Genomic DNA, 24,836 nt, shown 5'->3' on the forward strand with positions numbered 1-24,836 from the left:
TTTTTTTTTAGCATCTTGCTAGCTTGTTAACATAACTCAATTTAATTAACTCACAACATTATGAAGAGATTTCTTCTTTTATTTTTAGTACTATTTACCCCAATATTTACTTTTGCACAAGAAACAATAGAAAAAGGTTTAGATCAAAAAATCGATGAGGCTTTCAAGCCAATTTCTGATTTTTTCTCTGCAGTAATATTTTTTACAGTTTTTGATATTCCTTTTGTACTTGTGTTGTTGGTCTTAAGTGCCTTGTTTTTTACTATTTATTTTGGTTTTATCAATATCAAAGGATTTAAGACTGCAGTAAATGTAGTAAGAGGAAAATATGATGACATAGAAGAGCATAGCTTAGGAGATCAAACAGCTGCAGTCGACGGTGATATTCGAGATACCATTAGAGACGAAAGTAAAGAAGGAGAAGTTTCACATTTTCAGGCCTTGGCAACTGCGGTTTCTGGTACCGTTGGTAACGGAAATATTGCAGGAGTCGCATTGGCTATAGCACTTGGAGGACCAGGAGCAACTTTTTGGATGATTATTTGCGGTTTATTGGGGATGTCTACCAAATTTGTAGAATGTACACTGGGAGTACAATATAGAGACGTAGGAGCAGATGGCACAATCTATGGTGGCCCTATGTATTATATAAGTAAAGGGTTAAAGGATAAAGGCTTTGTTACTTTAGGAAAAATAGCCGCTGCCTTGTTCGCAATTTTCTGTATTGGAGGATCATTTGGTGGTGGAAACGCCGCACAATCGAATCAAGCTACAATTGTTCTCAAAGAATTATTAGGCTTAGAAAGCACAAGTGCAGGAACAATCATTGGTTTAGTATTAGCTATAACTGTAGGGATTATAATTATTGGAGGAATTAAAAGAATTGCTTCTGTAACCGAAAAAGTGGTTCCCTTTATGGCAGTATTATATTTGGTGGCATGTTTATACATTATTCTAAGTAACTTTTCTCTAATAGATAATGCGTTTGGATTAATTTTCTCTGAGGCATTTAGTATGAAAGCAGGAATAGGAGGCTTTTTTGGAGTTTTGTTAATCGGTTTTAAAAGGGCATGTTTTTCTAATGAAGCAGGAGCGGGTTCTGCATCTATTGCACATTCGGCAGTAAAAACAAAGTATTCTGCGTCAGAAGGATTGGTTGCATTATTAGAGCCTTTTATTGATACAGTAGTTATTTGTACAATGACGGCACTAGTGATTATAATATTTAATTTTGGAGGAGCTTTTGAATATGGAGGTGATGGATCAGGAGCAGTTTTAATTGATGGAGTGTCTTATGAAGGTGCAGGAATTACCTCAATGGCCTTTGCAAAGTATATTCCATATTCAAACGTATTTTTAACCATAGCAGTAGTATTGTTTGCGGTTTCAACAATGATATCATGGTCATATTATGGACTTCAATCTTGGAAATATTTGTTTGGTAAAGGAAAGGCAATGGATCTTACTTATAAGCTATTGTTTCTAACATTTATTATAATAGGTGCGGCGGCAAATATGGGGTCTATATGGAGTTTCTCTGATGCAATGATCTTTGCTATGATATTCCCTAATATGATAGGTCTTTTCTTCTTATTTCCGGTGGTTAAAAAACAGCTTAACAGGTATCTTAGCGCAATCAAATCAGCAAAGAGTTAAGGTAATTGGTTATCTGATATCTTATGAAAATAAATAAGGAATCCCATTTCGAAATACATGCACGTTTTCGAAATGGGATTTTTTTATTGTCAATAGTACTTCTTATATCAAGTCTTACTTATTATTACCACCATAAGTCCATAAATTCACCCAATGATTTTGTAGAATTAACTAGGTTTCAACAACAGATAGATTCTCTAAAAGCTCTTACAACTGAGAATAAAGAGGATCATAAATTGTCTCCGTTTAACCCTAATTTTATTTCTGATTATAAAGGGTATGTTTTAGGGCTTTCTGTTGAGGAGCTAGATCGACTACGTGAGTACAGAAGAAAGCAGAAATGGATTAATTCAAGCTCAGATTTTAAGGAGGTGACACAGGTTTCAGATTCCCTTTTGGTTATTATTTCTCCATTATTTAGATTTCCGAAGTGGATAAAAGAAAATAATGAGATACAAAAAAACACGAAGAAAAAATATTCAAAAAAGTCATTTAGACAAAAAAAAGACCTCAATACAGTTACTGCGCATGAGCTTCAAGCGGATGCAGGTATCCCTGACTTTATAGCTCATAGAGTTGTTAGTTATAGGGAGTCGATAGGTGGGTTTGTTAGTGATTTGCAATTAAAAGATGTACGCGGCTTGTATGAGAATAAAGAAGATGTGATTTTATCAAATTATACAGTCAAAAAACCAAAAGAAATCTCGCTTGTGCCTATTAATACAGCTTCTGTAAAAGAGCTGCTAGAAGTTCCTTATTTCGATTTTGAAACTTCCTTAGATATTCGGGATTTTATTAAAGAACATGGCCCTGTTTCGAACTTTCAGGAATTAGAACAAATCAAAAGTTTTTCTTTTGAAAAAATAGAGAGAATAAAGCTATATTTGACCTTAGATTAAGAATCGGAAAAATTGCTGTGAATTCTGACATATCTTTTATACTTAGTACAAGATATACGCTGTTTGTAATATTCTTTTATGAAGTAAAAAAGTGCAATTCAAAGCCTAACAGTATATCTGAATTCTTGTACAAATTTTGCTTAGAACATTTTTTAATTTTTTAGAAAAGAGAAAATACCCTAATTGTTTGTGTTGTAGCATTGACTTTCTATTATAGAAGGGGATTTAAGGGCTAAGTAATATGGAATAAGAAAAGGGTGGACTCAAAAAAGTTAATACTATTATATATATGAATACCATGTATTTTACAGAAGAGCACGTGTTGTTTAGACAAAGCCTCAAAGAGTTTTTAAAGAAAGAAGTAGTGCCACATATAGATAAATGGGAAAAGTCTGGTGATATTGACCGTTTTATATGGAAGAAATTTGGCGAAATGGGGTATTTTGGGATTGCTTATTCTGAAAAATATGGAGGATTAGAGTTAGATCTTTTTTATACGGTAATACTTTTAGAAGAGTTGCAAAAGATTAATTCGGGAGGATTTGCAGCGGCAATATGGGCTCATGTGTACTTGGCAATGACGCATATCAATAAAGAAGGGGATCATAGAATTAAAGAAGAATATCTAACCCCAAGCATAACAGGAGATAAAATAGGATGTTTGTGTATAACAGAACCATTTGGAGGTTCTGATGTTGCTGGCATGAGAACAACAGCAGTAAAAAAAGGGGATTTTTATGTAATTAATGGTTCTAAAACATTTATTACAAATGGGGTTTATAGTGATTATCTCGTTGTTGCAGCTAAGACAACTCCCGAATTAGGAAATAAAGGTATAAGTATCTTTGTGATAGATAGAGAGACCGAAGGTGTCTCGGCAACCAAATTAGACAAATTGGGGTGGAGGGCTTCTGATACAGGAGAGATCGCTTTTGATAATGTAAAGATACCCGCCCAGAATATAATGGGAGATGAAGGAAAAGGTTTTGGTTATATCATGCAGCACTTTGCTCTAGAAAGATTAATTATGGGGGTAAACGCACATGCAAGAGCTGAGTATGCTCTTGATTATGTGTTGAATTACATGTCCGAAAGAGAAGCTTTTGGTAAAACTATTGACAGTTTTCAAGCTTTAAGACATACCGTTGCTGATATGGCTAGTGAAGTCGAAATGTGTAAAGAATTTAATTATTCTATTACCAAAAGGCTTGATCAAGGACAATATGTAGTTAAAGAAGCATCGATGTCTAAACTTCTTTCTACCAAAATGGCAGATGAGGTTATTTATAAATGTCTTCAATTAATGGGAGGCTATGGTTATATGGAAGATTATCCGTTAGCTCGATTGTTACGAGATAGTAGATTAGGACCTATAGGTGGAGGTACCTCAGAAATATTAAGAGAGATAATAGCAAAAATCGTTATTGATAAAAAAGAGTATAAACCTGCAACATAAATCAAGACGAGATAAGTGATTTTGGGTGTTATTTTTTATTGTCACAGAGTCAACAAAAAATGATGAGCTAAAGAAGGTGTGTTTTTCTTTAAAATAAAGTTGAAAAATCTTTGTAGATTATAGTTTTGTGTTATCTTTGCACCCTAATTTTTAAAGAAAGGAGGTACCACTATGTTAATTATACCAGTTAAAGACGGAGAAAATATAGATAGAGCGTTAAAACGTTTTAAGCGTAAGTTTGATCGAACAGGAACTATGCGTCAACTTCGTAAGCGTCAAGCGTTTACAAAACCTTCTGTAGAAAGAAGAGCTCAGGTTCAAAAAGCGCAGTATATACAGCACTTAAGAGATCAAGAAGAAATTTAAAAATAAATAAAACGTCATCTTTTATAAGTTGCTTTTTTAAATAAAAGCCAGATTCCGTTTTTTCAGTATAAATTTTAACCGTTAAGCTAACAAAAGTTTTATATTTTTGTTTCTTAACGGTTTTTTTATGTTTATTCCTGCATTTCTAGATTATTTACTTCTTGAAAAAAAATATTCTCAGCATACACTCATAGCATATAATGCAGATCTAGAATCTTTTTTTCAGTTTTATAAAAAAGAATATGGTGTAGAAAATCTTTTAGATACCAATTATGGTCAAATCCGTTCGTGGATTGTAAGATTGGTTGATGAGGGGGTTTCGAATCGAACCATAAATAGGAAAGTATCATCTTTAAAAGCTTATTATAAGTTTTTGATTAAAATAGGTGAATTAGAAATAAATCCATTATCAAAGCATCAGGCATTAAAAGTGACTAAGAAACTTCAGGTTCCTTTCTCGGTAAAGGAGGTTAATGATGTTTTAGATGGGCTTTTGGATAAGCATGATTTCGAAAGTGTAAGAGATCGGTTAATAGTAGAGCTTTTTTATGCAACAGGGATAAGAAGAATAGAATTGGTAAATCTTAAGCTTTCGGATATTGATTTGCAGAAAGGGCAGATAAAAGTACTCGGGAAACGAAATAAAGAACGATACTTGCCACTTTTGTCTTCTGTTGGTAAAGCGGTTAGCTTGTATTTAGAGAGGAGAAAGGATTTGTTGGGCGATCGTGAAGATTTATTTTTATTGCTTACTAAAAAAGGAGTTAAAATCTATGAAACGCTTGTTTATCGGGTTATAAATAGTTATTTTAGTGAGGCATCTTCAAAAGTAAAAAAGAGTCCGCATATTTTAAGGCATTCTTTTGCAACACATTTGCTAAATGAAGGAGCGAACTTAAATGCTGTAAAAGAATTACTAGGTCATTCCAGTTTGGCTGCCACCCAAGTGTATACACATCTCGATATGAATCAACTCACAGAGGTGTATAAACAGTCTCATCCTAGAAATAAGAAGTGATGGTGTTAATGACTTTTGACTTTTATGGCTTAAAATTTCTGTTTAACCAAATTAATCTAAAGAAGTATGAAAGTGAACCTGCAATCCGTAAATTTTAATGTAGATCAAAAGTTAGTGTATTTTACACAAGCTAAATTGGATAAATTAGAAACTCATTTTGATAGAATAATTCACGCTGATGTTTTTTTGAAAGTGATGAATACAAGTGGTAAGGAGAATAAAATTACTGAAATTTTATTAAGTGTGCCTGGTGATGAATTTATGATAAAAAAAATCAATAAATCTTTTGAAGAAGGTGTGGACGAGTGTGTTAGTTCACTAGAAAGACAATTAAGGAAGCGTAAAGAGAAATTAAATGCGCGTGTTTGATGTTTTTTTTTCAAAAAACATTTGGAGAAAAGAATAAATTATATACCTTTGCAGTCCGTTAGAAATAGCGGACTTTTTTATGCTGTAAAAAGTAATAAAAAGCCGATGTAGCTCAGCTGGCTAGAGCAGCTGATTTGTAATCAGCAGGTCGTGGGTTCGAGTCCCTCCATCGGCTCAAAATAAAGCTCCTTTTGTAAAAAAAATAAAGCTTTGTTATTTAAATTTTGAATTGTAAAATAAATTATTACTTTTGCGCAGTCAAAAATTAAAAGTTCTTTAAAAAATATTGAATTTGGTAATAGGGGAGATACTCAAGCGGCCAACGAGGGCAGACTGTAAATCTGCTGACTACGTCTTCGCAGGTTCGAATCCTGCTCTCCCCACAATACTGTCAAGAAACAGCAATATATTTGCTGTTTTTTTTGACATAAATTTAGGATTGTTAGAAATTTTTTTTGGCTTTTCTAAAGTAAAACCTAATTCTTAGTTTCTTGTAAATTTTGAATAAAAGCGGGAGTAGCTCAGTTGGTAGAGCGTCAGCCTTCCAAGCTGAATGTCGCCGGTTCGAACCCGGTCTCCCGCTCTTAAATTCTCTTGCTATTTATTAATTTCTTAGTAGGTTTTTATAAAATGGTGAAGAGAATCAGGATGAGAAGCCTGAGGTGAACAGAGTTAATTTAGCTCTCGTTCTATTGTAGAGCTGATCTCTAATTTTTGGGATTAGGTTTTTAGATGTAATATGGTAAGTTAGATTTCTTTCTAAGTATTGATGAAAGTTCTCTGGTTTATCATTGAGTGATTTAAAAAGCCGGTGTAGCTCAGGGGTAGAGCGTTTCCTTGGTAAGGAAGAGGTCACGAGTTCAAATCTCGTCATTGGCTCTTAGTGCAAAGCATAAATTGAACACTAATATATAACTAAGATTAAATAAAATAATTATGGCAAAGGAAACTTTTGATCGTTCCAAACCGCACTTAAATATAGGTACTATTGGACACGTAGATCACGGTAAAACGACTTTAACTGCTGCAATTACTAAAGTATTGGCAGATGCTGGTCTTTCTGAGGCTAGAGATTTTGATACTATTGATAACGCTCCTGAGGAAAAAGAAAGAGGTATTACAATTAATACGTCTCACGTAGAGTATCAAACAGCAAATCGTCACTATGCACACGTTGATTGTCCTGGTCACGCCGATTATGTAAAGAACATGGTTACTGGTGCTGCTCAAATGGATGGTGCTATTTTGGTTGTTGCTGCTACTGATGGTCCTATGCCACAAACTAGAGAGCATATACTTTTAGGTCGTCAGGTTGGTATTCCTAGAATCGTTGTATTCCTTAATAAAGTGGATATGGTTGATGATGAGGAGTTATTAGAGCTTGTTGAGATGGAAGTAAGAGATCTTCTTTCTTTCTATGAGTATGATGGAGATAATGGACCTGTTGTTGCTGGTTCTGCTCTAGGTGCATTAAATGGAGAGCAAAAATGGGTTGATACTGTTTTAGAATTAATGAAGGAAGTAGATGCTTGGATCGAATTGCCTAAGCGTGATGTTGATAAGCCTTTCTTAATGCCTATCGAAGATGTATTTTCTATTACAGGTCGTGGTACTGTTGCAACTGGTCGTATTGAGACTGGAATTGCTAACACTGGTGATCCAGTAGAGATTATTGGTATGGGTGCTGAAAAATTAACTTCTACAATAACAGGTATCGAAATGTTCCGTCAAATCCTTGATAGAGGAGAAGCTGGAGATAATGCAGGTATTCTTTTAAGAGGTATTGAGAAAACTCAAATCTCTAGAGGTATGGTTATTGTTAAGCCAGGAACTGTTACTCCTCACCAAAAATTCAAGGCTGAGGTGTATATCCTTAAGAAAGAAGAAGGTGGTCGTCATACACCATTTCATAACAACTACCGTCCACAGTTCTACGTTCGTACAACTGACGTAACAGGAAATATTGCACTTCCTGATGGAGTTGAAATGGTAATGCCTGGAGATAACTTGACAATTACTGTTGATTTGATTCAAACTATTGCATTAAATGTTGGTTTACGTTTCGCAATCCGTGAAGGAGGAAGAACAGTAGGTGCCGGTCAGGTAACTGAAATTTTAGACTAATATTCTATTATAATAACTAAAGTTAAGGTATTCGTTCATGCGAATACCTTGACTTATGTATACGGGTTTAGCTCAGTTGGTAGAGCACTGGTCTCCAAAACCAGGTGTCGGGAGTTCGAGTCTCTCAACCCGTGCTTTGTAAGATTGTAAATCTTTGTTTTAAATAGCAATGTTTGCAATTTTTCATTAGAGAATATCAAGTCAGAAATTGTTGAAATAATTTTTGAAAATTGATAATGAATATGCAAGGCGCTCAAAGATCTAATTTCTTTAGTGCATGATGTTGTAAAGAATACTAATATAATAACGAAGTAAGACGAGGTTTTATTTTGTTTTAATAATATATAAGATGGCTGGACTAGTTAATTACATTACGGAATCATACAATGAGTTGAAGAATCATGTGACTTGGACCCCATGGGCAGAGGCACAAAGGCTTACGTTGGTTGTAATCGTATTTTCGGTTATTTTTTCATTAGTAATATGGGGTATAGATACCGTATTTAGTAATTTGATAGAGTATTATTTTACTTTGGTTAAATCATAATTCTATTAAATATGGCAGAAGTAGATAATACGAAAAAATGGTACGTTGTTAGAGCGGTCAGTGGTCAAGAGAATAAAGTTAAAGATTACATAGAAAGAGAGATTTCTCATGTAGGTCTTGAAGATTATGTTTCTCAAATACTTGTTCCTACTGAAAAAGTGATTCAGATACGAAACGGAAAAAAGATTAACAAGGAAAGAGTTTACTTTCCTGGTTATGTTATGATAGAGGCAAATCTTTCAGGAGAAGTGCCGCATATTATTAAGTCGATTAATGGTGTGATTGGATTTTTAGGAGAGGTTAAAGGAGGAGATCCAGTGCCTTTGCGTAAATCTGAAATTAATAGAATGTTAGGTAAGGTAGATGAACTTGCAGTGAAGACTGATAATGTGGCGATACCATACACAGTAGGTGAGACCGTAAAAGTGATTGATGGACCTTTTAATGGTTTTAATGGTACTGTAGAAAAAGTAAATGAAGAAAAGCGTAAGCTCGAAGTAATGGTGAAAATCTTTGGAAGAAAAACACCGTTAGAATTGAGTTATATGCAAGTTGAAAAAATATAATAATTGTTACGTTATAGATCCAGAGTTGTTCTTTTGCTTCCACTTATAGAACAATTCTAATTTAAAATTAGAAAAATGGCTAAAGAGATAGGTAAGGTTGTAAAATTACAAGTACGTGGAGGTGCGGCAAACCCGTCCCCACCAGTTGGACCTGCTTTAGGTGCTGCCGGAGTAAACATAATGGAATTCTGTAAGCAGTTCAATGCTAGAACACAGGATAAGGCTGGTAAAGTTTTACCAGTTGTAATAAGCGTTTATGTAGACAAGTCTTTTGACTTTGTTATAAAAACTCCACCAGCGGCTGTTCAAATTTTGGAAGCAGCAAAGCAGAAAAAAGGTTCTGGAGAGCCTAATCGTAAAAAAGTAGCAAGTGTTACTTGGGATCAAGTTCGTACAATAGCAGAAGATAAAATGCCTGATTTAAATGCATTTACTGTTGAGTCTGCTATGAAAATGATTGCTGGTACCGCTCGTTCGATGGGTGTAACTGTAAAAGGACAGGCTCCTTTTTAATCCAAAAACGTTTACAAAATGGCAAAAGTAACTAAAAAGCAAAAAGAGGCAATCGCTAAGGTTGATAAAAACAAAGCGTATTCATTAGATGAAGCCTCTGCTTTAATAAAAGAAATAACAAGCGTTAATTTTGATGCTTCTGTAGATCTGGCAGTTAGATTAAATGTAGATCCACGAAAAGCAAATCAGATGGTACGTGGTGTGGTAACATTACCGCACGGAACAGGAAAAGATGTTAAAGTATTAGCATTGGTAACACCAGACAAAGAAGCTGAGGCAAAAGAAGCTGGTGCAGACTTTGTAGGTCTTGATGAGTATCTTGAAAAGATCAAAGGAGGTTGGACAGATGTTGATGTAATCATCACTATGCCAAGTGTAATGGGTAAATTAGGACCATTAGGTAGAGTTCTTGGACCTAGAGGATTAATGCCTAACCCAAAAACAGGAACAGTAACTATGGATGTTGCTAAGGCTGTTTCTGATGTTAAGGCTGGTAAAATTGATTTCAAAGTAGATAAGACAGGAATTGTTCATGCAGCAATTGGGAAGTCTTCTTTTGATGCTGATAAGCTAGCGGGTAATGCAAAAGAATTATTAACAACATTAGTGAAGTTAAAACCACAGACTGCTAAAGGTGTGTATATAAAATCTATTTATATATCATCAACTATGAGTCCGGGAGTAGAGATAGATACTAAAAACTTTGTGAGTAATTAAGATAAACGATTATGACAAGAGAAGAAAAATCACTAGTAATTGATGACTTAACTGCTCAGTTGGCTGATAATGCTAATATCTATTTGGCAGATATCTCAGGATTAGACGCAGGAACAACCTCAAATTTGAGAAGAGCTTGTTTCAAAGCTAATGTATCACTAAAAGTAGTTAAGAATACACTCCTTGCAAAGGCAATGGAGAAGTCTGATAAAGATTTTGGAGATTTACCAAATGTATTGAAAGGTAATACTTCAATAATGTTTGCTGAAGCTGGTAATGCACCGGCAAAGGTGATCAAAGAGTTTCGTAAGAAATCAGAAAAACCTTTATTAAAAGGAGCATTTGTAGAAGAAGCGGTATTTGTAGGTGATGAAAACCTTGAGGCTTTAGTTAATATTAAGTCTAAGGAAGAAGTTATTGGAGATATTATCGGCTTATTACAGTCTCCTGCTAAAAATGTTATTTCTGCACTTAAATCAAGTGGAGGAACGATAGCAGGAATCCTTAAAACATTATCCGAAAAAGAAGGGTAATTAATAAATGTGTACGCACTTTTTAACAAATTATATTTCAAAAAAAAATTATTTAAAACGATAGAAAATGGCAGATTTAAAAGAATTCGCAGAACAACTAGTTAATTTAACTGTAAAAGAAGTTAATGAATTAGCTGATATATTAAAAGATGAGTATGGTATCGAACCTGCTGCTGCAGCTGTAGCTGTAGCTGCTGGTGGTGCTGGTGGTGGAGAAGCTGCTGAGGAGAAATCAGAATTTGACGTAATCCTTAAAGCGCCAGGAGGTGCTAAATTAGCAGTAGTAAAACTTGTTAAAGAATTAACTGGACTTGGTCTTAAAGATGCAAAAGGTTTAGTTGATAATGCACCTAGTCCTATCAAAGAAGGAGTAGCTAAAGATGAAGCAGAAGCTCTTAAAGCTCAATTAGAAGAGGCTGGAGCTGAGGTTGAGCTTAAATAAGCTTACCGTATATTGACATATAGGTTTAGACCTAGGGAATTTTCTCTAAGGTCTAAACCATTTTGCGTATATAAATACTATGTATTAAAATACGAACCCTTTTTTAAATTTTAATTTAATTCCGTCCATTGATGTTAGCAACGCAAACTGAAAGATTGAATTTTTCTTCTGTAAAGAATAGACCTGATTATCCGGATTTTTTAGATATTCAGATTAAGTCTTTCCAGGATTTCTTTCAATTAGAAACAAAATCTGAAGAAAGAGGAAACGAAGGTCTATATAATACCTTCATGGAAAATTTCCCGATTACAGATACTCGTAATCAATTTGTATTAGAATTTTTAGATTATTTCGTTGATCCTCCTAGATATGACCTTCAGGAGTGTATAGAAAGAGGTCTTACATATAGTGTCCCATTAAAAGCACGACTTAAACTCTTCTGTACAGATCCAGAACATGAGGATTTTGAAACAATTGTTCAGGATGTATACTTGGGAACAATCCCTTATATGACGCCAAGTGGTACTTTTTGTATCAATGGTGCAGAACGTGTAGTAGTTTCTCAATTGCACCGTTCTCCAGGGGTATTCTTTGGACAGTCATTCCATGCAAATGGAACAAAATTATATTCTGCAAGAGTAATACCTTTTAAAGGTTCTTGGATAGAATTTGCTACCGATATAAATAGTGTAATGTACGCATATATCGATAGAAAGAAAAAATTACCTGTTACTACACTTTTTAGAGCAATCGGTTTTGAACGCGATAAAGATATTCTTGAGATTTTTGATCTTGCAGAAGAGGTGAAAGTATCAAAATCAGGATTGAAAAAAGTACTAGGACGTAAATTGGCAGCTCGTGTATTGAATACATGGCATGAAGATTTTGTTGATGAAGATACTGGAGAGGTAGTATCGATAGAAAGAAACGAGATAGTTTTAGATCGAGACACTATTTTAGATAAAGATCATCTTGATGAGATTATAGATTCAGGAGCAAAAACTATCTTATTGCATAAAGAAGATAACCAGAAAGGTGATTATGCAATTATTCACAATACATTACAGAAAGACCCTACGAATTCCGAGAAAGAAGCAGTAGAGCATATATATAGACAATTACGTAATGCAGAACCGCCAGATGAAGAAACTGCAAGAGGAATTATAGATAAACTATTTTTCTCTGATCAGCGCTACAACCTAGGTGAGGTTGGGCGTTATAGAATGAATAAGAAGTTAGGTCTTGATATTGCTATGGATAAGCAAGTGCTTACCAAAGAGGATATCATTACTATTATAAAATATCTTATAGAATTAATCAATTCTAAGGCCGAAATTGATGATATTGATCACTTATCTAATCGTAGAGTTAGAACCGTAGGGGAGCAATTATCACAGCAATTTGGTGTTGGTTTAGCTCGTATGGCACGTACAATACGTGAACGTATGAATGTTAGAGATAATGAGGTATTTACACCAATAGATTTGATTAATGCAAAAACATTGTCATCGGTAATTAATTCATTTTTTGGGACAAATCAATTATCTCAATTTATGGATCAAACGAATCCTTTGGCAGAGATAACTCATAAAAGAAGACTTTCTGCATTAGGTCCTGGAGGTTTATCAAGAGAAAGAGCTGGATTTGAGGTTCGTGATGTTCACTATACGCATTACGGACGTTTGTGTCCAATTGAAACTCCTGAAGGTCCTAATATTGGTTTGATATCTTCTCTTGCCGTTTTTGCAAAAGTAAATTCAATGGGATTCCTTGAGACTCCTTATAGAAAGGTAACTGATGGAAAGGTTGATGTTGATGAGTTTAGATATTTAAGTGCAGAAGAAGAAGAAGAGAAATTGATTGCACAGGCAAATATTCCTATGACAGATGAAGGGAATATTACTACGGACAAGGTAATTGCCCGTATGGAGGGAGATTTTCCTGTAATTGACCCAACAAATGTTAATTATGCGGATGTTGCACCAAATCAGATTGCTTCTATATCTGCATCATTGATTCCTTTCTTAGAACATGATGATGCAAACCGTGCGTTAATGGGATCAAACATGATGCGTCAGGCAGTACCATTGTTACGTGTAGATGCACCAATTGTAGGTACTGGATTAGAACGTCAGGTAGCATCAGACTCTAGAGTTTTGATTAATTCTGAAGGAGCAGGTGAGGTAGAATATGTAGATGCTCAAAAGATTACTATCAAATATGATAGAACGGATGAAGAGCGAATGGTAAGTTTTGAAGGAGATTCTAAAACATATGAATTAATCAAGTTTCGTAAAACAAACCAAGGTACCAATATCAATCTGAAGCCTATTGTAAATGTAGGAGATAGAGTAAAGAAAGGTCAAGTTTTATGTCAAGGGTATGCAACCGAAAAAGGAGAACTTGCTCTTGGTAGAAATATGAAAGTAGCATTTATGCCTTGGAAAGGGTATAACTTTGAGGATGCGATTGTGATTTCTGAAAAAGTAGTGCGTGAAGATATTTTTACCTCTATACATATTGATGAATATTCTTTAGAAGTTAGGGACACCAAGTTAGGGAACGAGGAATTAACAAATGATATTCCTAATGTTTCTGAAGAGGCGACCAAAGATCTTGATGAAAACGGAATGATTCGTGTTGGTGCTGAGATCAAACCAGGTGACATTCTTATCGGAAAAATTACTCCAAAAGGAGAGAGTGATCCTACTCCAGAGGAGAAGTTACTTAGAGCAATTTTTGGTGACAAGGCAGGGGATGTTAAAGATGCTTCGTTAAAAGCGTCACCATCTCTACATGGGGTTGTTATTGATAAAAAATTATTTGCCCGAGCGATAAAGGATAAAAGAAAACGTTCTCAAGATAAAGAAGATATCGATATTTTAGAACGTTCGTATGATACCAAATTCGAATTATTAAAGAATGAATTGGTAGAGAAGTTATTTGTAATTGTTGGAGGTAAAACTTCGCAAGGAGTTATGAATGATTTAGGCGAAGAAGTTCTTCCTAAAGGTAAAAAGTATACGCAAAAAATGCTTAATAGTGTTGATGATTATGCACATCTTACCAAAGGAGTATGGACTACTGATGATGAGCTTAACAGCATGGTTGCTGATTTGATTCATAATTACAAAATAAAGGAAAATGATTTACAGGGTAACTTGCGAAGAGAGAAGTTTACAATTTCTGTCGGAGATGAATTACCAGCTGGTATTATAAAACTGGCAAAAGTTTATATCGCTAAGAAACGTAAACTAAAAGTTGGTGATAAAATGGCAGGACGTCACGGAAATAAAGGTATTGTAGCCCGTATTGTACGTGAGGAGGATATGCCATTTTTAGAAGACGGAACACCTGTTGATATTGTACTGAACCCATTAGGGGTACCATCTCGTATGAATATTGGTCAGATATATGAAACCGTATTAGGATGGGCTGGACAAAAACTAGGTAGAAAGTTTGCAACTCCGATCTTTGATGGAGCAACACTTGATCAAATTAACGAGCTTACTGATGAAGCAGGTATTCCTAGATTTGGTCATACATACTTATATGATGGAGGAACAGGAGATCGTTTTGATCAGCCGGCAACAGTAGGTGTGATCTATATGCTTAAATTAGGGCATATGGTTGATGATAAAATGCATGCTAGATCAATAGGTCCATACTCTCTAATTACACAACAACCACTTGGAGGTAAGGCTCAGTTTGGAGGGCAGCGTTTTGGAGAAATGGAAGTTTGGGCATTAGAGGCATATGGAGCCTCTGCCACACTTCGTGAAATACTGACGGTAAAATCTGATGATGTGATTGGAAGAGCCAAAACATACGAAAGTATTGTTAAAGGAGAGCCAATGCCAGAACCTGGACTACCAGAATCATTCAATGTATTAATGCACGAATTGAAAGGTTTAGGTTTAGATATCAGATTAGAAGAATAATAATAGAGTAATCAAACTGCCTTAATACATATGTAAAAGGGCAGTTTGATATCATTTTATTATTCAATATTAAATTACAATAATTCTTAAGCAACCATATATTATGGCAAGAAATAATGATAAGAATACAGTAAAGAGATTCAATAAAATCTCTATAGGTTTAGCATCTCCTGAGTCAATTTTGGCAGCATCTAAAGGAGAAGTTTTAAAACCTGAAACTATCAATTATCGTACTCACAAACCTGAGCGTGATGGTTTGTTCTGTGAGCGTATTTTTGGTCCCGTAAAGGATTTTGAATGTGCTTGTGGTAAATATAAAAGAATTCGTTACAAAGGTATTGTTTGTGATCGATGTGGAGTAGAAGTAACGGAAAAGAAAGTACGTAGAGATCGTGTTGGTCACATTAACTTAGTTGTTCCTGTGGCTCATATATGGTATTTCAGATCTTTACCAAATAAAATAGGATACTTATTAGGGCTTCCTTCAAAGAAGCTGGATATGATTATATACTACGAACGTTATGTAGTAATCCAACCAGGTATCGCAAAAAATGAAGAAGGAGAACCTGTACAGAAAATGGATTTTCTTACAGAAGAAGAGTATTTGAATATATTAGATAGTCTTCCTCAAGAAAATCTATATCTTGATGATACAGATCCTAATAAGTTCATTGCTAAAATGGGAGCAGAGTGTCTTATAGAAATTCTTAGAAGAATTGATTTAGATACACTTTCATATGAGCTTCGTCATAAAGCAAACAATGAAACATCAAAGCAGCGTAAGACAGAAGCATTAAAGCGTCTTCAAGTAGTAGAGTCTTTGCGTGATGCTAATAAGAATAGAGAAAATAATCCTGAGTGGATGGTGCTTAAAGTAGTACCTGTAATTCCGCCAGAATTACGTCCTTTAGTACCTCTTGATGGAGGTCGTTTTGCAACATCTGATTTGAATGATCTTTATCGACGTGTTATTATACGTAACAATCGATTGAAACGTTTGATGGAAATAAAGGCGCCAGAAGTAATTTTGCGTAATGAAAAACGTATGCTTCAGGAATCTGTAGATTCATTGTTTGATAATACGCGTAAAGCATCTGCTGTAAAAACAGACTCAAATAGACCTTTAAAATCGTTATCAGATTCTTTAAAAGGAAAGCAAGGTCGTTTTCGTCAGAACTTATTAGGTAAGCGTGTTGATTATTCTGCACGTTCAGTAATTGTTGTTGGACCAGAATTGAAATTATTCGAATGTGGTCTTCCAAAAAATATGGCGGCTGAACTATACAAGCCATTTGTAATCAGGAAATTGATAGAAAGAGGTATTGTAAAGACTGTTAAATCGGCCAAAAAAATTATAGATAGAAAAGAACCTGTTGTTTGGGATATCTTAGAGAATGTCTTAAAAGGACATCCTGTATTACTAAACCGTGCACCTACGCTTCACCGTTTAGGTATTCAAGCTTTTCAACCTAAACTTATTGAAGGTAAAGCAATACAATTGCATCCATTAGTGTGTACTGCATTTAATGCGGATTTTGATGGGGATCAAATGGCGGTACACTTGCCTTTGGGACCAGAAGCGATTTTAGAAGCGCAATTATTGATGCTTGCATCTCATAATATTCTTAATCCAGCAAATGGTTCGCCGGTAACAGTTCCTTCTCAGGATATGGTACTTGGTCTTTATTATATGACTAAGTCAAGAAGATCTACTCCAGAATTGATTATTAAAGGAGAAGATTTGATATTTTATTCTCCAGAAGAAGTTGTTATAGCTTACAATGAAAAAAGACTTGACATTAATGCCAATATAAAGGTCCGTACCAAAGATATTGAAGATGGAAAAGTAGTAACTAAGATAATAGAAACGACTACAGGAAGAGTTCTTTTTAATGAGAAAGTTCCAGAAAAAGCTGGATATATCAATGAAGTACTTACCAAAAAATCTCTTAGAGATATTATTGGAGGTATCTTGAAAGTTACTAGCGTGCCTGAAACAGCGGCATTCCTTGATGAGATTAAAACATTAGGATATAACTTTGCATTTCAAGGAGGGTTGTCTTTTAGTTTGGGAGATATTATTATTCCGAAAGAGAAGCATACTATGATTGCCGAGGCCAATAAAGAGGTAGATGGTATTGTTGGTAATTATAACATGGGACTTATTACAAATAATGAGCGTTATAATCAGGTGATTGATATTTGGACTTCTACAAATGCTGCCTTGACAGAATTGTCAATGAAGCGTATTAGAGAAGATCAGCAAGGGTTTAACTCTGTATATATGATGCTTGACTCTGGAGCAAGGGGATCAAAAGAGCAAATTCGTCAGTTGACAGGTATGCGAGGTCTTATGGCAAAACCAAAGAAAGCGAGTTCTGCCGGAGGTGAAATTATCGAGAATCCGATTCTTTCTAACTTTAAAGAAGGTTTATCTATTCTTGAATACTTTATTTCTACTCACGGTGCACGTAAAGGTCTTGCGGATACAGCACTTAAGACTGCAGATGCAGGATATCTAACACGTCGTTTGGTAGATGTTGCTCAGGATGTAATTGTTAACATAGAAGATTGTGGTACACTTAGAGGTGTAGAAGTTTCTCCATTGAAGAAAAATGAAGAGATTATAGAGGGACTTGCCGCGAGAATTGTTGGTAGAACGTCTTTAGTAGATGTAATTAACCCATTAACGCAAGAAGTACTTGCAGAAGGAGGGACAGAAATTACAGACGAAATAGCTAAAATCATAGAGAATTCACCAGTAGAGTCAGTAGAAGTTCGCTCTGCTCTTACATGTGAGGCTAAGAAAGGAATTTGTGTAAAATGTTATGGTCGTAACCTTGCAACTGGTAAAACAGTTCAAAGAGGAGAGGCTGTAGGAGTTGTTGCTGCGCAGTCAATTGGAGAACCAGGAACACAGCTTACACTACGTACATTCCACGTAGGAGGTATTGCAGGTAACATTTCTGAAGAAAACCAGCTAAAGTCTAAGTTCGCAGGTAAAGCGGAAATAGAAGAGTTGAAGACTGTAAAAGGAGAAGATGCTGAAGGAAATGAGATAGACGTAGTAATTTCTCGTACATCTGAGGTCAAGATCATTGACCCTAAAACTAAAATTGTTTTAAGTACAAACTTAATCCCATACGGTTCTCAGTTGTTTATTAATGACGGTGATAAGTTAGAAGCAGATCAGGTTATTTGTCAATGGGATCCTTATAATGGAGTTATTATTTCAGAATTCGCTGGTCAGGTGAAATATGAAAATATAGAGCAAGGTACTACGTATCAGGTAGAAATAGATGAACAAACTGGTTTCCAGGAGAAAGTGATATCTGAATCTCGTGATAAAAAGAAAATACCAACACTTCATGTATTAGGTAAGGATGATGAAATTTTACGTTCTTATAACTTACCAGTTGGAGCTCACCTAATGGTTGATGACAGTGATAAGATTAAAGTAGGTAAAGTATTGGTTAAGATACCTCGTAAATCTGCCAAAGCAGGTGATATTACAGGGGGTCTTCCTAGAGTTACTGAATTATTCGAAGCACGTAATCCATCTAATCCTGCTGTGGTAAGTGAGATTGACGGTGTTGTATCATTTGGTAAGATTAAGCGTGGTAATAGAGAAATAATTGTCGAATCTAGAATAGGAGAAATCAAGAAATATCTTGTTAAATTATCCAATCAGATTCTGGTTCAGGAAAATGATTATGTTCGTGCAGGAATGCCATTATCAGACGGATCTACAACTCCAGAAGATATCCTAAAAATCAAAGGCCCTTCAGCAGTACAACAGTACTTGGTAAACGAAGTACAAGAAGTATATCGATTACAAGGAGTAAAGATTAATGATAAACACTTCGAGGTTGTTGTACGTCAGATGATGCGTAAGGTAAGAATTCAGGATCCGGGAGATACAATTTTCTTAGAAAATCAATTAGTGCATAAAGCAGATTTTATCGAAGAGAATGATGAGATCTTTGGTATGAAGGTGGTAGAAGATTCAGGAGATAGTGAAAACCTTAAAGAAGGTCAAATTATTTCTCCTCGAGATCTAAGAGATGAGAATTCTTCATTAAGAAGAAATGATAAGAATTTGGTGGTAGCAAGAGACGTTTCTCCTGCAACAGCGACTCCAATACTGCAAGGTATTACAAGAGCTTCGTTACAAACCAAATCATTCATCTCAGCTGCATCTTTCCAGGAGACAACGAAAGTATTAAATGAAGCTGCGGTTAGTGGTAAAGTAGATACACTAGAAGGTCTTAAAGAAAATGTAATAGTTGGACATCGAATTCCGGCAGGAACAGGGATGAGAAATTACGAAAGTATCATTGTTGGCTCTAATGAAGAATTCGAGGAACGAATGGAACAACGACAAGAAGTTAATTATAACTAACAAAAAAAGCCTGCCTATATAGGCAGGCTTTTTTATTTAAAAAATAAAAATGGCGGATAATAAAAATCAGAAACAAAATCAGTTGAATATTGAATTGGATGAAGCTATTGCAGATGGGATTTATAGTAATCTAGCAATTATTAATCATTCAGTTTCAGAATTTGTAGTAGATTTTGTTAATATTATGCCGGGAAGACCTAAAAGTAAGGTGAAGAGTAGAATTATTTTAACTCCACAACATGCGAAGAGGTTGTTGAAGGCACTTAATGATAATGTGAGTCGTTTTGAAGAAGCTCATGGAGAAATTAAGGATTACGAACAACCACCGATACCTCTTAATTTTGGTCCCACAGGACAGGCATAAAGAAAATCTTGTAATTTAATCTTATACTCTCTTCTATTTGGGCGTATTTTATTTTGAAACCATAGTTTGATCAAAACGTATATTTTTCTTATATTAACTTTTTGATGATAAAAGAATTATACCATGTCTGATCGAATTAAAACATATGCCGAATTTTATAATTTTTATTTAACAGAGCATAAAAATAAAACTAGTAGAACACTGCATTTTATAGGAACTTTTTTAGTGTTTGTTATAATTGCAATTGCTATTTATTTTAATTGGAGTTGGAAATGGTTTTTAGTGCCAGTTGTTGGATATGGTTTTGCTTGGGTTGGTCATGCATTTTTTGAGAAAAATAAACCGGCTACTTTTAAGTACCCTTTATGGAGTTTGATTTCTGACTTTAAATTATTTTTTGAAATACTCTTGGGAAAACGGTCTTTTGATAGTTCAAAAGATTAAAAAGATTGTCGTTTAAGCGAATAATTTTAAAAGAACCGATTGAGATTCTCAATCGGTTCTTCTTTTAGTAATGATTAGTAGTAAGCAAGTTCTTTTTTAAACTTTTCTTATTAGAATTTTTAGAATTCTGACGTAAAGTGGAATTGAATAGAAGGATATTTTTGTTGTGTCATTTGTAAGCTAAAAGAAGAATCAGCAAAAAACACTAATTGGTTCCTTTTGTCTTTTGCTAAGAATTTACTTTTTACTCTTTTGAATTCTTTAAATTCTTCGGTATCTATATTTTCTGTTGCCACCCAGCAAGCTTTATGCACGTTTAGGTTTTCGTATGTACATTTTGCCCCGTATTCATGTTCTAATCGATATTGAATCACTTCATATTGTAGTGCGCCTACAGTACCAATAACTTTTCGACCGTTCATTTCTAAGGTAAAGAGTTGTGCTACTCCTTCATCCATTAATTGATCGATCCCTTTTGCTAACTGTTTTGATTTCATAGGGTCGGCATTGTTTATATACCTAAAATGTTCTGGAGAAAAGCTAGGGATACCTTTATAGTGCAATACTTCACCTTTGGTTAATGTATCTCCTATTTTAAAGTTACCCGTGTCATGAAGTCCCACAATATCACCTGGATAAGAAATATCTACTATTTCCTTTCTTTCTGCAAAAAAAGCATTTGGGCTAGAGAACTTAAATTTCTTATTGTGTCTAGTATGTAAATAGGGTACATTCCTTTCAAAAGTTCCAGATACTATCTTAATAAACGCAAGTCTATCTCTATGCTTGGGGTCCATATTAGCATGAATTTTAAACACGAATCCGGTAAAATCTTCTTCTTCAGGGTTTACTAAGCGCGTATCACTTTCCTTTGGTCTAGGAGGAGGTGCAATAGTAATAAAACAGTCTAATAATTCCCTGACTCCAAAATTGTTTAAAGCAGATCCAAAAAATACTGGCTGTAACTCACCATTTCGATAAGCTTCTTTATCAAAACTAGGATAGATGCCATGCACAAGTTCTAGCTCTTCCCGAAGTGTATCAGCAGCATCATCGCCTATCGAAGTATTAAGAACTTCAGAAGATAGGTCTGATATTTCTATAGTCTCTTCAATATTCTTTCTACTATCTCCGCTAAAAAGGTTGATGTTTTTTTCCCAAATGTTATAAATTCCTTTAAAATCGTAACCCATACCAATAGGGAAACTTAAAGGAGTAACTTTTAAACCTAATTTTTGTTCAATTTCATCGAGAAGTTCGAAAGCATCTTTTCCTTCTCGATCTAATTTATTAATGAAAACAATCATTGGTATATTTCTCATACGACAAACCGAAACTAATTTTTCAGTTTGTTCCTCTACACCTTTTGCTACGTCAATAACAACAATAACACTATCTACTGCTGTTAGCGTTCTAAAAGTATCTTCGGCAAAATCCTTGTGTCCAGGAGTATCGAGAATATTAATTTTGATATTTTCATATTCAAAAGCTAATACAGAAGTAGCAACCGATATACCACGTTGCCGTTCAATTTCCATAAAATCACTCGTTGCTCCTTTTTTTATTTTATTAGATTTTACAGCTCCAGCCTCTTGAATGGCCCCGCCAAAGAGCAGTAATTTTTCGGTTAAAGTCGTTTTACCTGCATCAGGATGCGAAATAATACCAAAGGTTCTTCTTCTTCCGATTTCTTCTGTAAACTTCATTGGTTTAGATTTAATTTTTTGTCTGAAAGATGTACTTGTGATGAACCCTCAGGGCATTACTAATATTCAGGAAATAGGTCCATTTCAAGACATTAATTTAAATGAAGATGCAAATATAGTATTAAAATATTCAATAAGGTATACAGTGTAATAACCTTCTAATCTTCATTTCAAAAATTATTTGGTCTATTAATAATGTAATTGCTATAACGTTGTGTTAATGTGATATTAGATTTAGAAAAAAAGGGGAATTATAAGTTTTTTTTAGACTTTTTTGTTTTCATACGTAAATATGTTATTACTATTTTGTGTACTTCATCGAGTATAATAGTTAAGTATCGATTATTAGCCCTGTATATTGATTTTAATTTCATAAGTGAATTTTTATTTATTACTTTCGCTATGGCCATTAATTTATGGTTTCCCCCCACTTAAGATAAGGTTTTTTGGCACTAGGTTGTAGGTGTCTTTAGATTTTTATTGGTTATTTATTGAGAAAGAATACTAAGAGTACTCTCGTAAATTGAATTTTTGAAAATTGTCATATGAAAAAAATTACCACTATTTATGTGGGTCTAAAAAGATGTCTATCTTTTATGGCCTTTATTATTTTGTTTAATCAAGTTGCTTCGGGACAAAAAGGTAAGGATGGTGATCTTGCAGTTACAACTGCAAACACAGTTTTAAATACGTATACTCCTCTTACTTCTGATGCCGCAGCAGGTTCGTCGACAATTGAAGTTAATAATATTGCTGTCGATTTAGGTGGGCTTGCGGCTGGAGACTTGATAATGATTTATCAAGCCCAAGGGGCAATAATTAATACTTCTAATACAGTTAATTATGGCGAAGTTACTAATTATGGAAGCGCTGGTTTGTATGAATTAGGATATGTGATAAGCATATCAAGTAATACCATAACACTTACTTGCGAACTTGCAAATAGTTATTTCGTTGCTGGTAGGGCACAGGTTATCAAAGTGCCGCAGTATGATAATTTAACTATAAATGTTGGTGCATCAGTTACTCCTGGACCATGGATGGATTTTGCAGGTAGTCGTGTGGGAGGAGTAGTAGCAATTCAGGCAAATAATATAGATATACAAGGTGAAGTTGACGCCTCAGGATTAGGATTTAGAGGTGGGCTTGTTGACAATAATAGTGTTTTTTCACCTTCAACAGTTTATACTGATTTTGTGTCTAGTTTAGCAGATGAAGGAGCTGAACGTGGAGAGAGTATTGTTGGATATCAAACTGATTATGACGCTTTGGGAGGTAGATATGGAAGAGGATCTGCAGCCAATGGTGGAGGTGGTGGAAATTCCCATAATGCAGGTGGCGGTGGCGGCTCCAACGGTAGTAATGGAAATACATGGTTTAATGGAGCTGGAGTAATGTGTTCTACATGTACAGGTACTTCGGCATGGACATTAGATCCCGATTATATTAGTAATGGAAATACATTGACGAATTCTTCTGGAGGAGGAAGAGGAGGATATAGTTATAGTGCAAGTGATAGAGATGCACTACTGGTTGGTCCTAGTACTACTTCATGGGCTGGAGATCAACGAGACCCCGTAGGCGGATTAGGAGGTAGACCCCTAGTTGCAAACGAGCAAAATCGAATTTTTCTCGGAGGAGGAGGAGGAGCTGGCCATAATAATGGTGGAGCTAGTCAAGATGCCGGAAATGGAGGAGGGATTATTCTTTTAATGTCCAATTCAATTATTGGAACAGGTACTATTTCTGCTAATGGAGCTGATGGTTTAGATACACAACCAAATCATACAGATGGCGCTCCAGGAGGTGGTGGCGGTGGAAGTATAATTCTGCGTTCTCCAACGATTAGTAATTCTTTGACACTAAATGTTAATGGAGGAAAAGGAGGAGATCAGTTAGCAACAGGTAACGAAACAGAAGGACCCGGAGGAGGAGGAGGTGCTGGATTTGTAGCAATATCATCTGGTTCTCCAACAGTTAATCTTAATGGAGGAGATAACGGAGTAACTTCGACCTTGGCATTAACAGAATTTCCTGCAAATGGTGCCACTTCTGGTGCCACTGGACAGTTAATTACAATTGCAAGTTCTGATGCTGTGTCTTGTATTAATCCTGGGATCATAAGTGGTATAGTGTATGAAGATACAAGTGGTAACGGAAATCAAGAAGTAGTAGAATTAGGTATCGCAAGTGTAGGTATTACGATCACAGATGTAAATGGAAATACACAAACAATAAGTTCTGGTACTAATGGAAGTTGGTCAGCATCAGTGCCTCCTGGTTCAACAAATGTCGATATAGATGATTCTAGTTTTATTGTGGGTTATTCTCAAACAGAAGGAACCAATGATTCAGATCATACCGCTATTAGTGGAGTAAATACCTTTACTGAGAGTGATGGTTTCTTATTTCCCTTCCCTACGGTTAGTATTAATGATGATACTGAAGATGAAGGAGATGATTTAGTTTTTACAGTTAGCCTAAGCAATGCGAGTAGCGAAGATATCACCGTTACTTTTACAGTTGATGATGTTGAAGCTATCGAGACAGATGATTATATAGAGCCAGCTACATTAAGTATTACCATTGATGCCGGAGATACAAGCGGCAGTATTACCGTTGGTACGACGCAAGATACGACCCATGAGCCTGATGAGACTTTTGAGGTTAATATTACCGGAGCAGAGACCAATACAACAAACACCGTGCTAGCGGTTACCGATGGAGAAGGAATAGGAACGATTACTAATGAAGATCCTTTACCTACAGTTAG

The 24,836-nt window shown here is 35.1% G+C and carries 18 protein-coding genes, 5 tRNA genes and 1 pseudogene; 23 read left to right on the forward strand and 1 reads right to left on the reverse strand.

From position 1 onward, the window contains the following. Positions 1 to 60: 60 nt before the first annotated feature. The 22 genes from DZ60_RS0120785 (at position 61) to DZ60_RS0120890 (ending at position 20,357) form a co-directional block, all read left to right on the forward strand. Positions 61 to 1,656: an alanine/glycine:cation symporter family protein gene (locus tag DZ60_RS0120785; protein ID WP_025743947.1), complete on the forward strand. Its 1,596-nt coding sequence runs from the start codon at positions 61 to 63 to the stop codon at positions 1,654 to 1,656. A 23-nt stretch (positions 1,657 to 1,679) separates the two neighbouring features. After that, on the forward strand, positions 1,680 to 2,555 hold the full coding sequence (locus tag DZ60_RS0120790; protein ID WP_034230249.1) for a ComEA family DNA-binding protein: 876 nt from the start codon (positions 1,680 to 1,682) through the stop codon (positions 2,553 to 2,555). Between the two features lie 289 nt (positions 2,556 to 2,844). Beyond that, positions 2,845 to 4,011 carry an acyl-CoA dehydrogenase family protein gene (locus DZ60_RS0120795; RefSeq protein ID WP_025743949.1) on the forward strand — a complete coding sequence of 389 codons (1,167 nt, stop codon included), beginning with the start codon at positions 2,845 to 2,847 and terminating at the stop codon, positions 4,009 to 4,011. Between the two features lie 171 nt (positions 4,012 to 4,182). Then, positions 4,183 to 4,377: a 30S ribosomal protein S21 gene (gene rpsU / locus DZ60_RS0120800; protein WP_025743950.1), complete on the forward strand. Its 195-nt coding sequence runs from the start codon at positions 4,183 to 4,185 to the stop codon at positions 4,375 to 4,377. Positions 4,378 to 4,504: 127 nt separating this feature from the next. Next, positions 4,505 to 5,395 (forward strand): tyrosine-type recombinase/integrase, encoded by an 891-nt coding sequence (locus DZ60_RS0120805; RefSeq protein ID WP_025743951.1) that lies wholly within the window; start codon positions 4,505 to 4,507, stop codon positions 5,393 to 5,395. A gap of 66 nt (positions 5,396 to 5,461) precedes the next feature. Continuing rightward, on the forward strand, positions 5,462 to 5,764 hold the full coding sequence (gene hpf, locus DZ60_RS0120810; protein ID WP_025743952.1) for a ribosome hibernation-promoting factor, HPF/YfiA family: 303 nt from the start codon (positions 5,462 to 5,464) through the stop codon (positions 5,762 to 5,764). 101 nt (positions 5,765 to 5,865) lie between these two features. After that, positions 5,866 to 5,939, forward strand: a tRNA-Thr gene (locus tag DZ60_RS0120815). A gap of 126 nt (positions 5,940 to 6,065) precedes the next feature. Further along, a tRNA-Tyr gene (locus DZ60_RS0120820) sits at positions 6,066 to 6,147 on the forward strand. A 127-nt stretch (positions 6,148 to 6,274) separates the two neighbouring features. Then, positions 6,275 to 6,347, forward strand: a tRNA-Gly gene (locus tag DZ60_RS0120825). 224 nt (positions 6,348 to 6,571) lie between these two features. Continuing rightward, positions 6,572 to 6,643, forward strand: a tRNA-Thr gene (locus tag DZ60_RS0120830). Between the two features lie 57 nt (positions 6,644 to 6,700). Next, on the forward strand, positions 6,701 to 7,888 hold the full coding sequence (gene tuf, locus DZ60_RS0120835; protein WP_025743953.1) for an elongation factor Tu: 1,188 nt from the start codon (positions 6,701 to 6,703) through the stop codon (positions 7,886 to 7,888). A 61-nt stretch (positions 7,889 to 7,949) separates the two neighbouring features. Next, positions 7,950 to 8,022: transfer RNA gene (locus DZ60_RS0120840), tRNA-Trp, on the forward strand. Positions 8,023 to 8,237: 215 nt separating this feature from the next. Continuing rightward, entirely contained in the window at positions 8,238 to 8,435 is a 198-nt protein-coding gene (gene secE, locus DZ60_RS0120845) for a preprotein translocase subunit SecE (protein ID WP_025743954.1), read from the forward strand. Positions 8,436 to 8,446: 11 nt separating this feature from the next. Continuing rightward, a complete protein-coding gene (gene nusG, locus DZ60_RS0120850) occupies positions 8,447 to 9,001 on the forward strand; it encodes a transcription termination/antitermination protein NusG (protein ID WP_025743955.1) in 555 nt (184 codons plus the stop codon). Positions 9,002 to 9,076: 75 nt separating this feature from the next. Further along, the gene (gene rplK / locus DZ60_RS0120855; RefSeq protein ID WP_025743956.1) at positions 9,077 to 9,514 is read left to right on the forward strand and encodes a 50S ribosomal protein L11; all 438 of its coding nucleotides are present in this window, start codon (positions 9,077 to 9,079) and stop codon (positions 9,512 to 9,514) included. Positions 9,515 to 9,532: 18 nt separating this feature from the next. Continuing rightward, a complete protein-coding gene (gene rplA, locus DZ60_RS0120860) occupies positions 9,533 to 10,231 on the forward strand; it encodes a 50S ribosomal protein L1 (RefSeq protein WP_025743957.1) in 699 nt (232 codons plus the stop codon). An 11-nt stretch (positions 10,232 to 10,242) separates the two neighbouring features. Then, positions 10,243 to 10,764 carry a 50S ribosomal protein L10 gene (gene rplJ / locus DZ60_RS0120865; protein WP_025743958.1) on the forward strand — a complete coding sequence of 174 codons (522 nt, stop codon included), beginning with the start codon at positions 10,243 to 10,245 and terminating at the stop codon, positions 10,762 to 10,764. Between the two features lie 67 nt (positions 10,765 to 10,831). Next, complete coding sequence (gene rplL, locus DZ60_RS0120870; RefSeq protein ID WP_025743959.1) at positions 10,832 to 11,206, forward strand: 50S ribosomal protein L7/L12; 375 nt, start codon at positions 10,832 to 10,834, stop codon at positions 11,204 to 11,206. Between the two features lie 131 nt (positions 11,207 to 11,337). Beyond that, positions 11,338 to 15,147 carry a DNA-directed RNA polymerase subunit beta gene (rpoB, locus tag DZ60_RS0120875; RefSeq protein WP_025743960.1) on the forward strand — a complete coding sequence of 1,270 codons (3,810 nt, stop codon included), beginning with the start codon at positions 11,338 to 11,340 and terminating at the stop codon, positions 15,145 to 15,147. Between the two features lie 103 nt (positions 15,148 to 15,250). Then, positions 15,251 to 19,549 carry a DNA-directed RNA polymerase subunit beta' gene (rpoC, locus tag DZ60_RS0120880; RefSeq protein WP_025743961.1) on the forward strand — a complete coding sequence of 1,433 codons (4,299 nt, stop codon included), beginning with the start codon at positions 15,251 to 15,253 and terminating at the stop codon, positions 19,547 to 19,549. A gap of 49 nt (positions 19,550 to 19,598) precedes the next feature. Beyond that, positions 19,599 to 19,913 (forward strand): DUF3467 domain-containing protein, encoded by a 315-nt coding sequence (locus DZ60_RS0120885; RefSeq protein WP_025743962.1) that lies wholly within the window; start codon positions 19,599 to 19,601, stop codon positions 19,911 to 19,913. A 123-nt stretch (positions 19,914 to 20,036) separates the two neighbouring features. Beyond that, positions 20,037 to 20,357, forward strand: coding sequence for a DUF962 domain-containing protein (locus DZ60_RS0120890; protein WP_025743963.1), 321 nt, complete (start codon positions 20,037 to 20,039; stop codon positions 20,355 to 20,357). 119 nt (positions 20,358 to 20,476) lie between these two features. Here the strand turns inward: DZ60_RS0120890 and DZ60_RS0120895 are convergent, their stop codons facing one another. Continuing rightward, entirely contained in the window at positions 20,477 to 22,063 is a 1,587-nt protein-coding gene (locus DZ60_RS0120895; protein WP_025743964.1) for a peptide chain release factor 3, read from the reverse strand. Between the two features lie 545 nt (positions 22,064 to 22,608). Between DZ60_RS0120895 and DZ60_RS24535 the strand changes: the two are divergent. Beyond that, positions 22,609 to 24,836 (forward strand): annotated as a pseudogene (locus DZ60_RS24535) (hypothetical protein); the annotation flags it as partial.

Source organism: Aquimarina pacifica (assembly GCF_000520955.1).
Taxonomy (GTDB): Bacteria; Bacteroidota; Bacteroidia; order Flavobacteriales; family Flavobacteriaceae; genus Aquimarina; species Aquimarina pacifica.

Coding starts and splice junctions, on each gene's coding strand:
- DZ60_RS0120785 (WP_025743947.1), top strand. CDS start 61: ATGAAGAGATTTCTTCTTTTATTTTTAGTACTATTTACCCCAATATTT.
- DZ60_RS0120790 (WP_034230249.1), top strand. CDS start 1,680: ATGAAAATAAATAAGGAATCCCATTTCGAAATACATGCACGTTTTCGA.
- DZ60_RS0120795 (WP_025743949.1), top strand. CDS start 2,845: ATGAATACCATGTATTTTACAGAAGAGCACGTGTTGTTTAGACAAAGC.
- rpsU (WP_025743950.1), top strand. CDS start 4,183: ATGTTAATTATACCAGTTAAAGACGGAGAAAATATAGATAGAGCGTTA.
- DZ60_RS0120805 (WP_025743951.1), top strand. CDS start 4,505: ATGTTTATTCCTGCATTTCTAGATTATTTACTTCTTGAAAAAAAATAT.
- hpf (WP_025743952.1), top strand. CDS start 5,462: ATGAAAGTGAACCTGCAATCCGTAAATTTTAATGTAGATCAAAAGTTA.
- tuf (WP_025743953.1), top strand. CDS start 6,701: ATGGCAAAGGAAACTTTTGATCGTTCCAAACCGCACTTAAATATAGGT.
- secE (WP_025743954.1), top strand. CDS start 8,238: ATGGCTGGACTAGTTAATTACATTACGGAATCATACAATGAGTTGAAG.
- nusG (WP_025743955.1), top strand. CDS start 8,447: ATGGCAGAAGTAGATAATACGAAAAAATGGTACGTTGTTAGAGCGGTC.
- rplK (WP_025743956.1), top strand. CDS start 9,077: ATGGCTAAAGAGATAGGTAAGGTTGTAAAATTACAAGTACGTGGAGGT.
- rplA (WP_025743957.1), top strand. CDS start 9,533: ATGGCAAAAGTAACTAAAAAGCAAAAAGAGGCAATCGCTAAGGTTGAT.
- rplJ (WP_025743958.1), top strand. CDS start 10,243: ATGACAAGAGAAGAAAAATCACTAGTAATTGATGACTTAACTGCTCAG.
- rplL (WP_025743959.1), top strand. CDS start 10,832: ATGGCAGATTTAAAAGAATTCGCAGAACAACTAGTTAATTTAACTGTA.
- rpoB (WP_025743960.1), top strand. CDS start 11,338: ATGTTAGCAACGCAAACTGAAAGATTGAATTTTTCTTCTGTAAAGAAT.
- rpoC (WP_025743961.1), top strand. CDS start 15,251: ATGGCAAGAAATAATGATAAGAATACAGTAAAGAGATTCAATAAAATC.
- DZ60_RS0120885 (WP_025743962.1), top strand. CDS start 19,599: ATGGCGGATAATAAAAATCAGAAACAAAATCAGTTGAATATTGAATTG.
- DZ60_RS0120890 (WP_025743963.1), top strand. CDS start 20,037: ATGTCTGATCGAATTAAAACATATGCCGAATTTTATAATTTTTATTTA.
- DZ60_RS0120895 (WP_025743964.1), bottom strand. CDS start 22,063: ATGAAGTTTACAGAAGAAATCGGAAGAAGAAGAACCTTTGGTATTATT.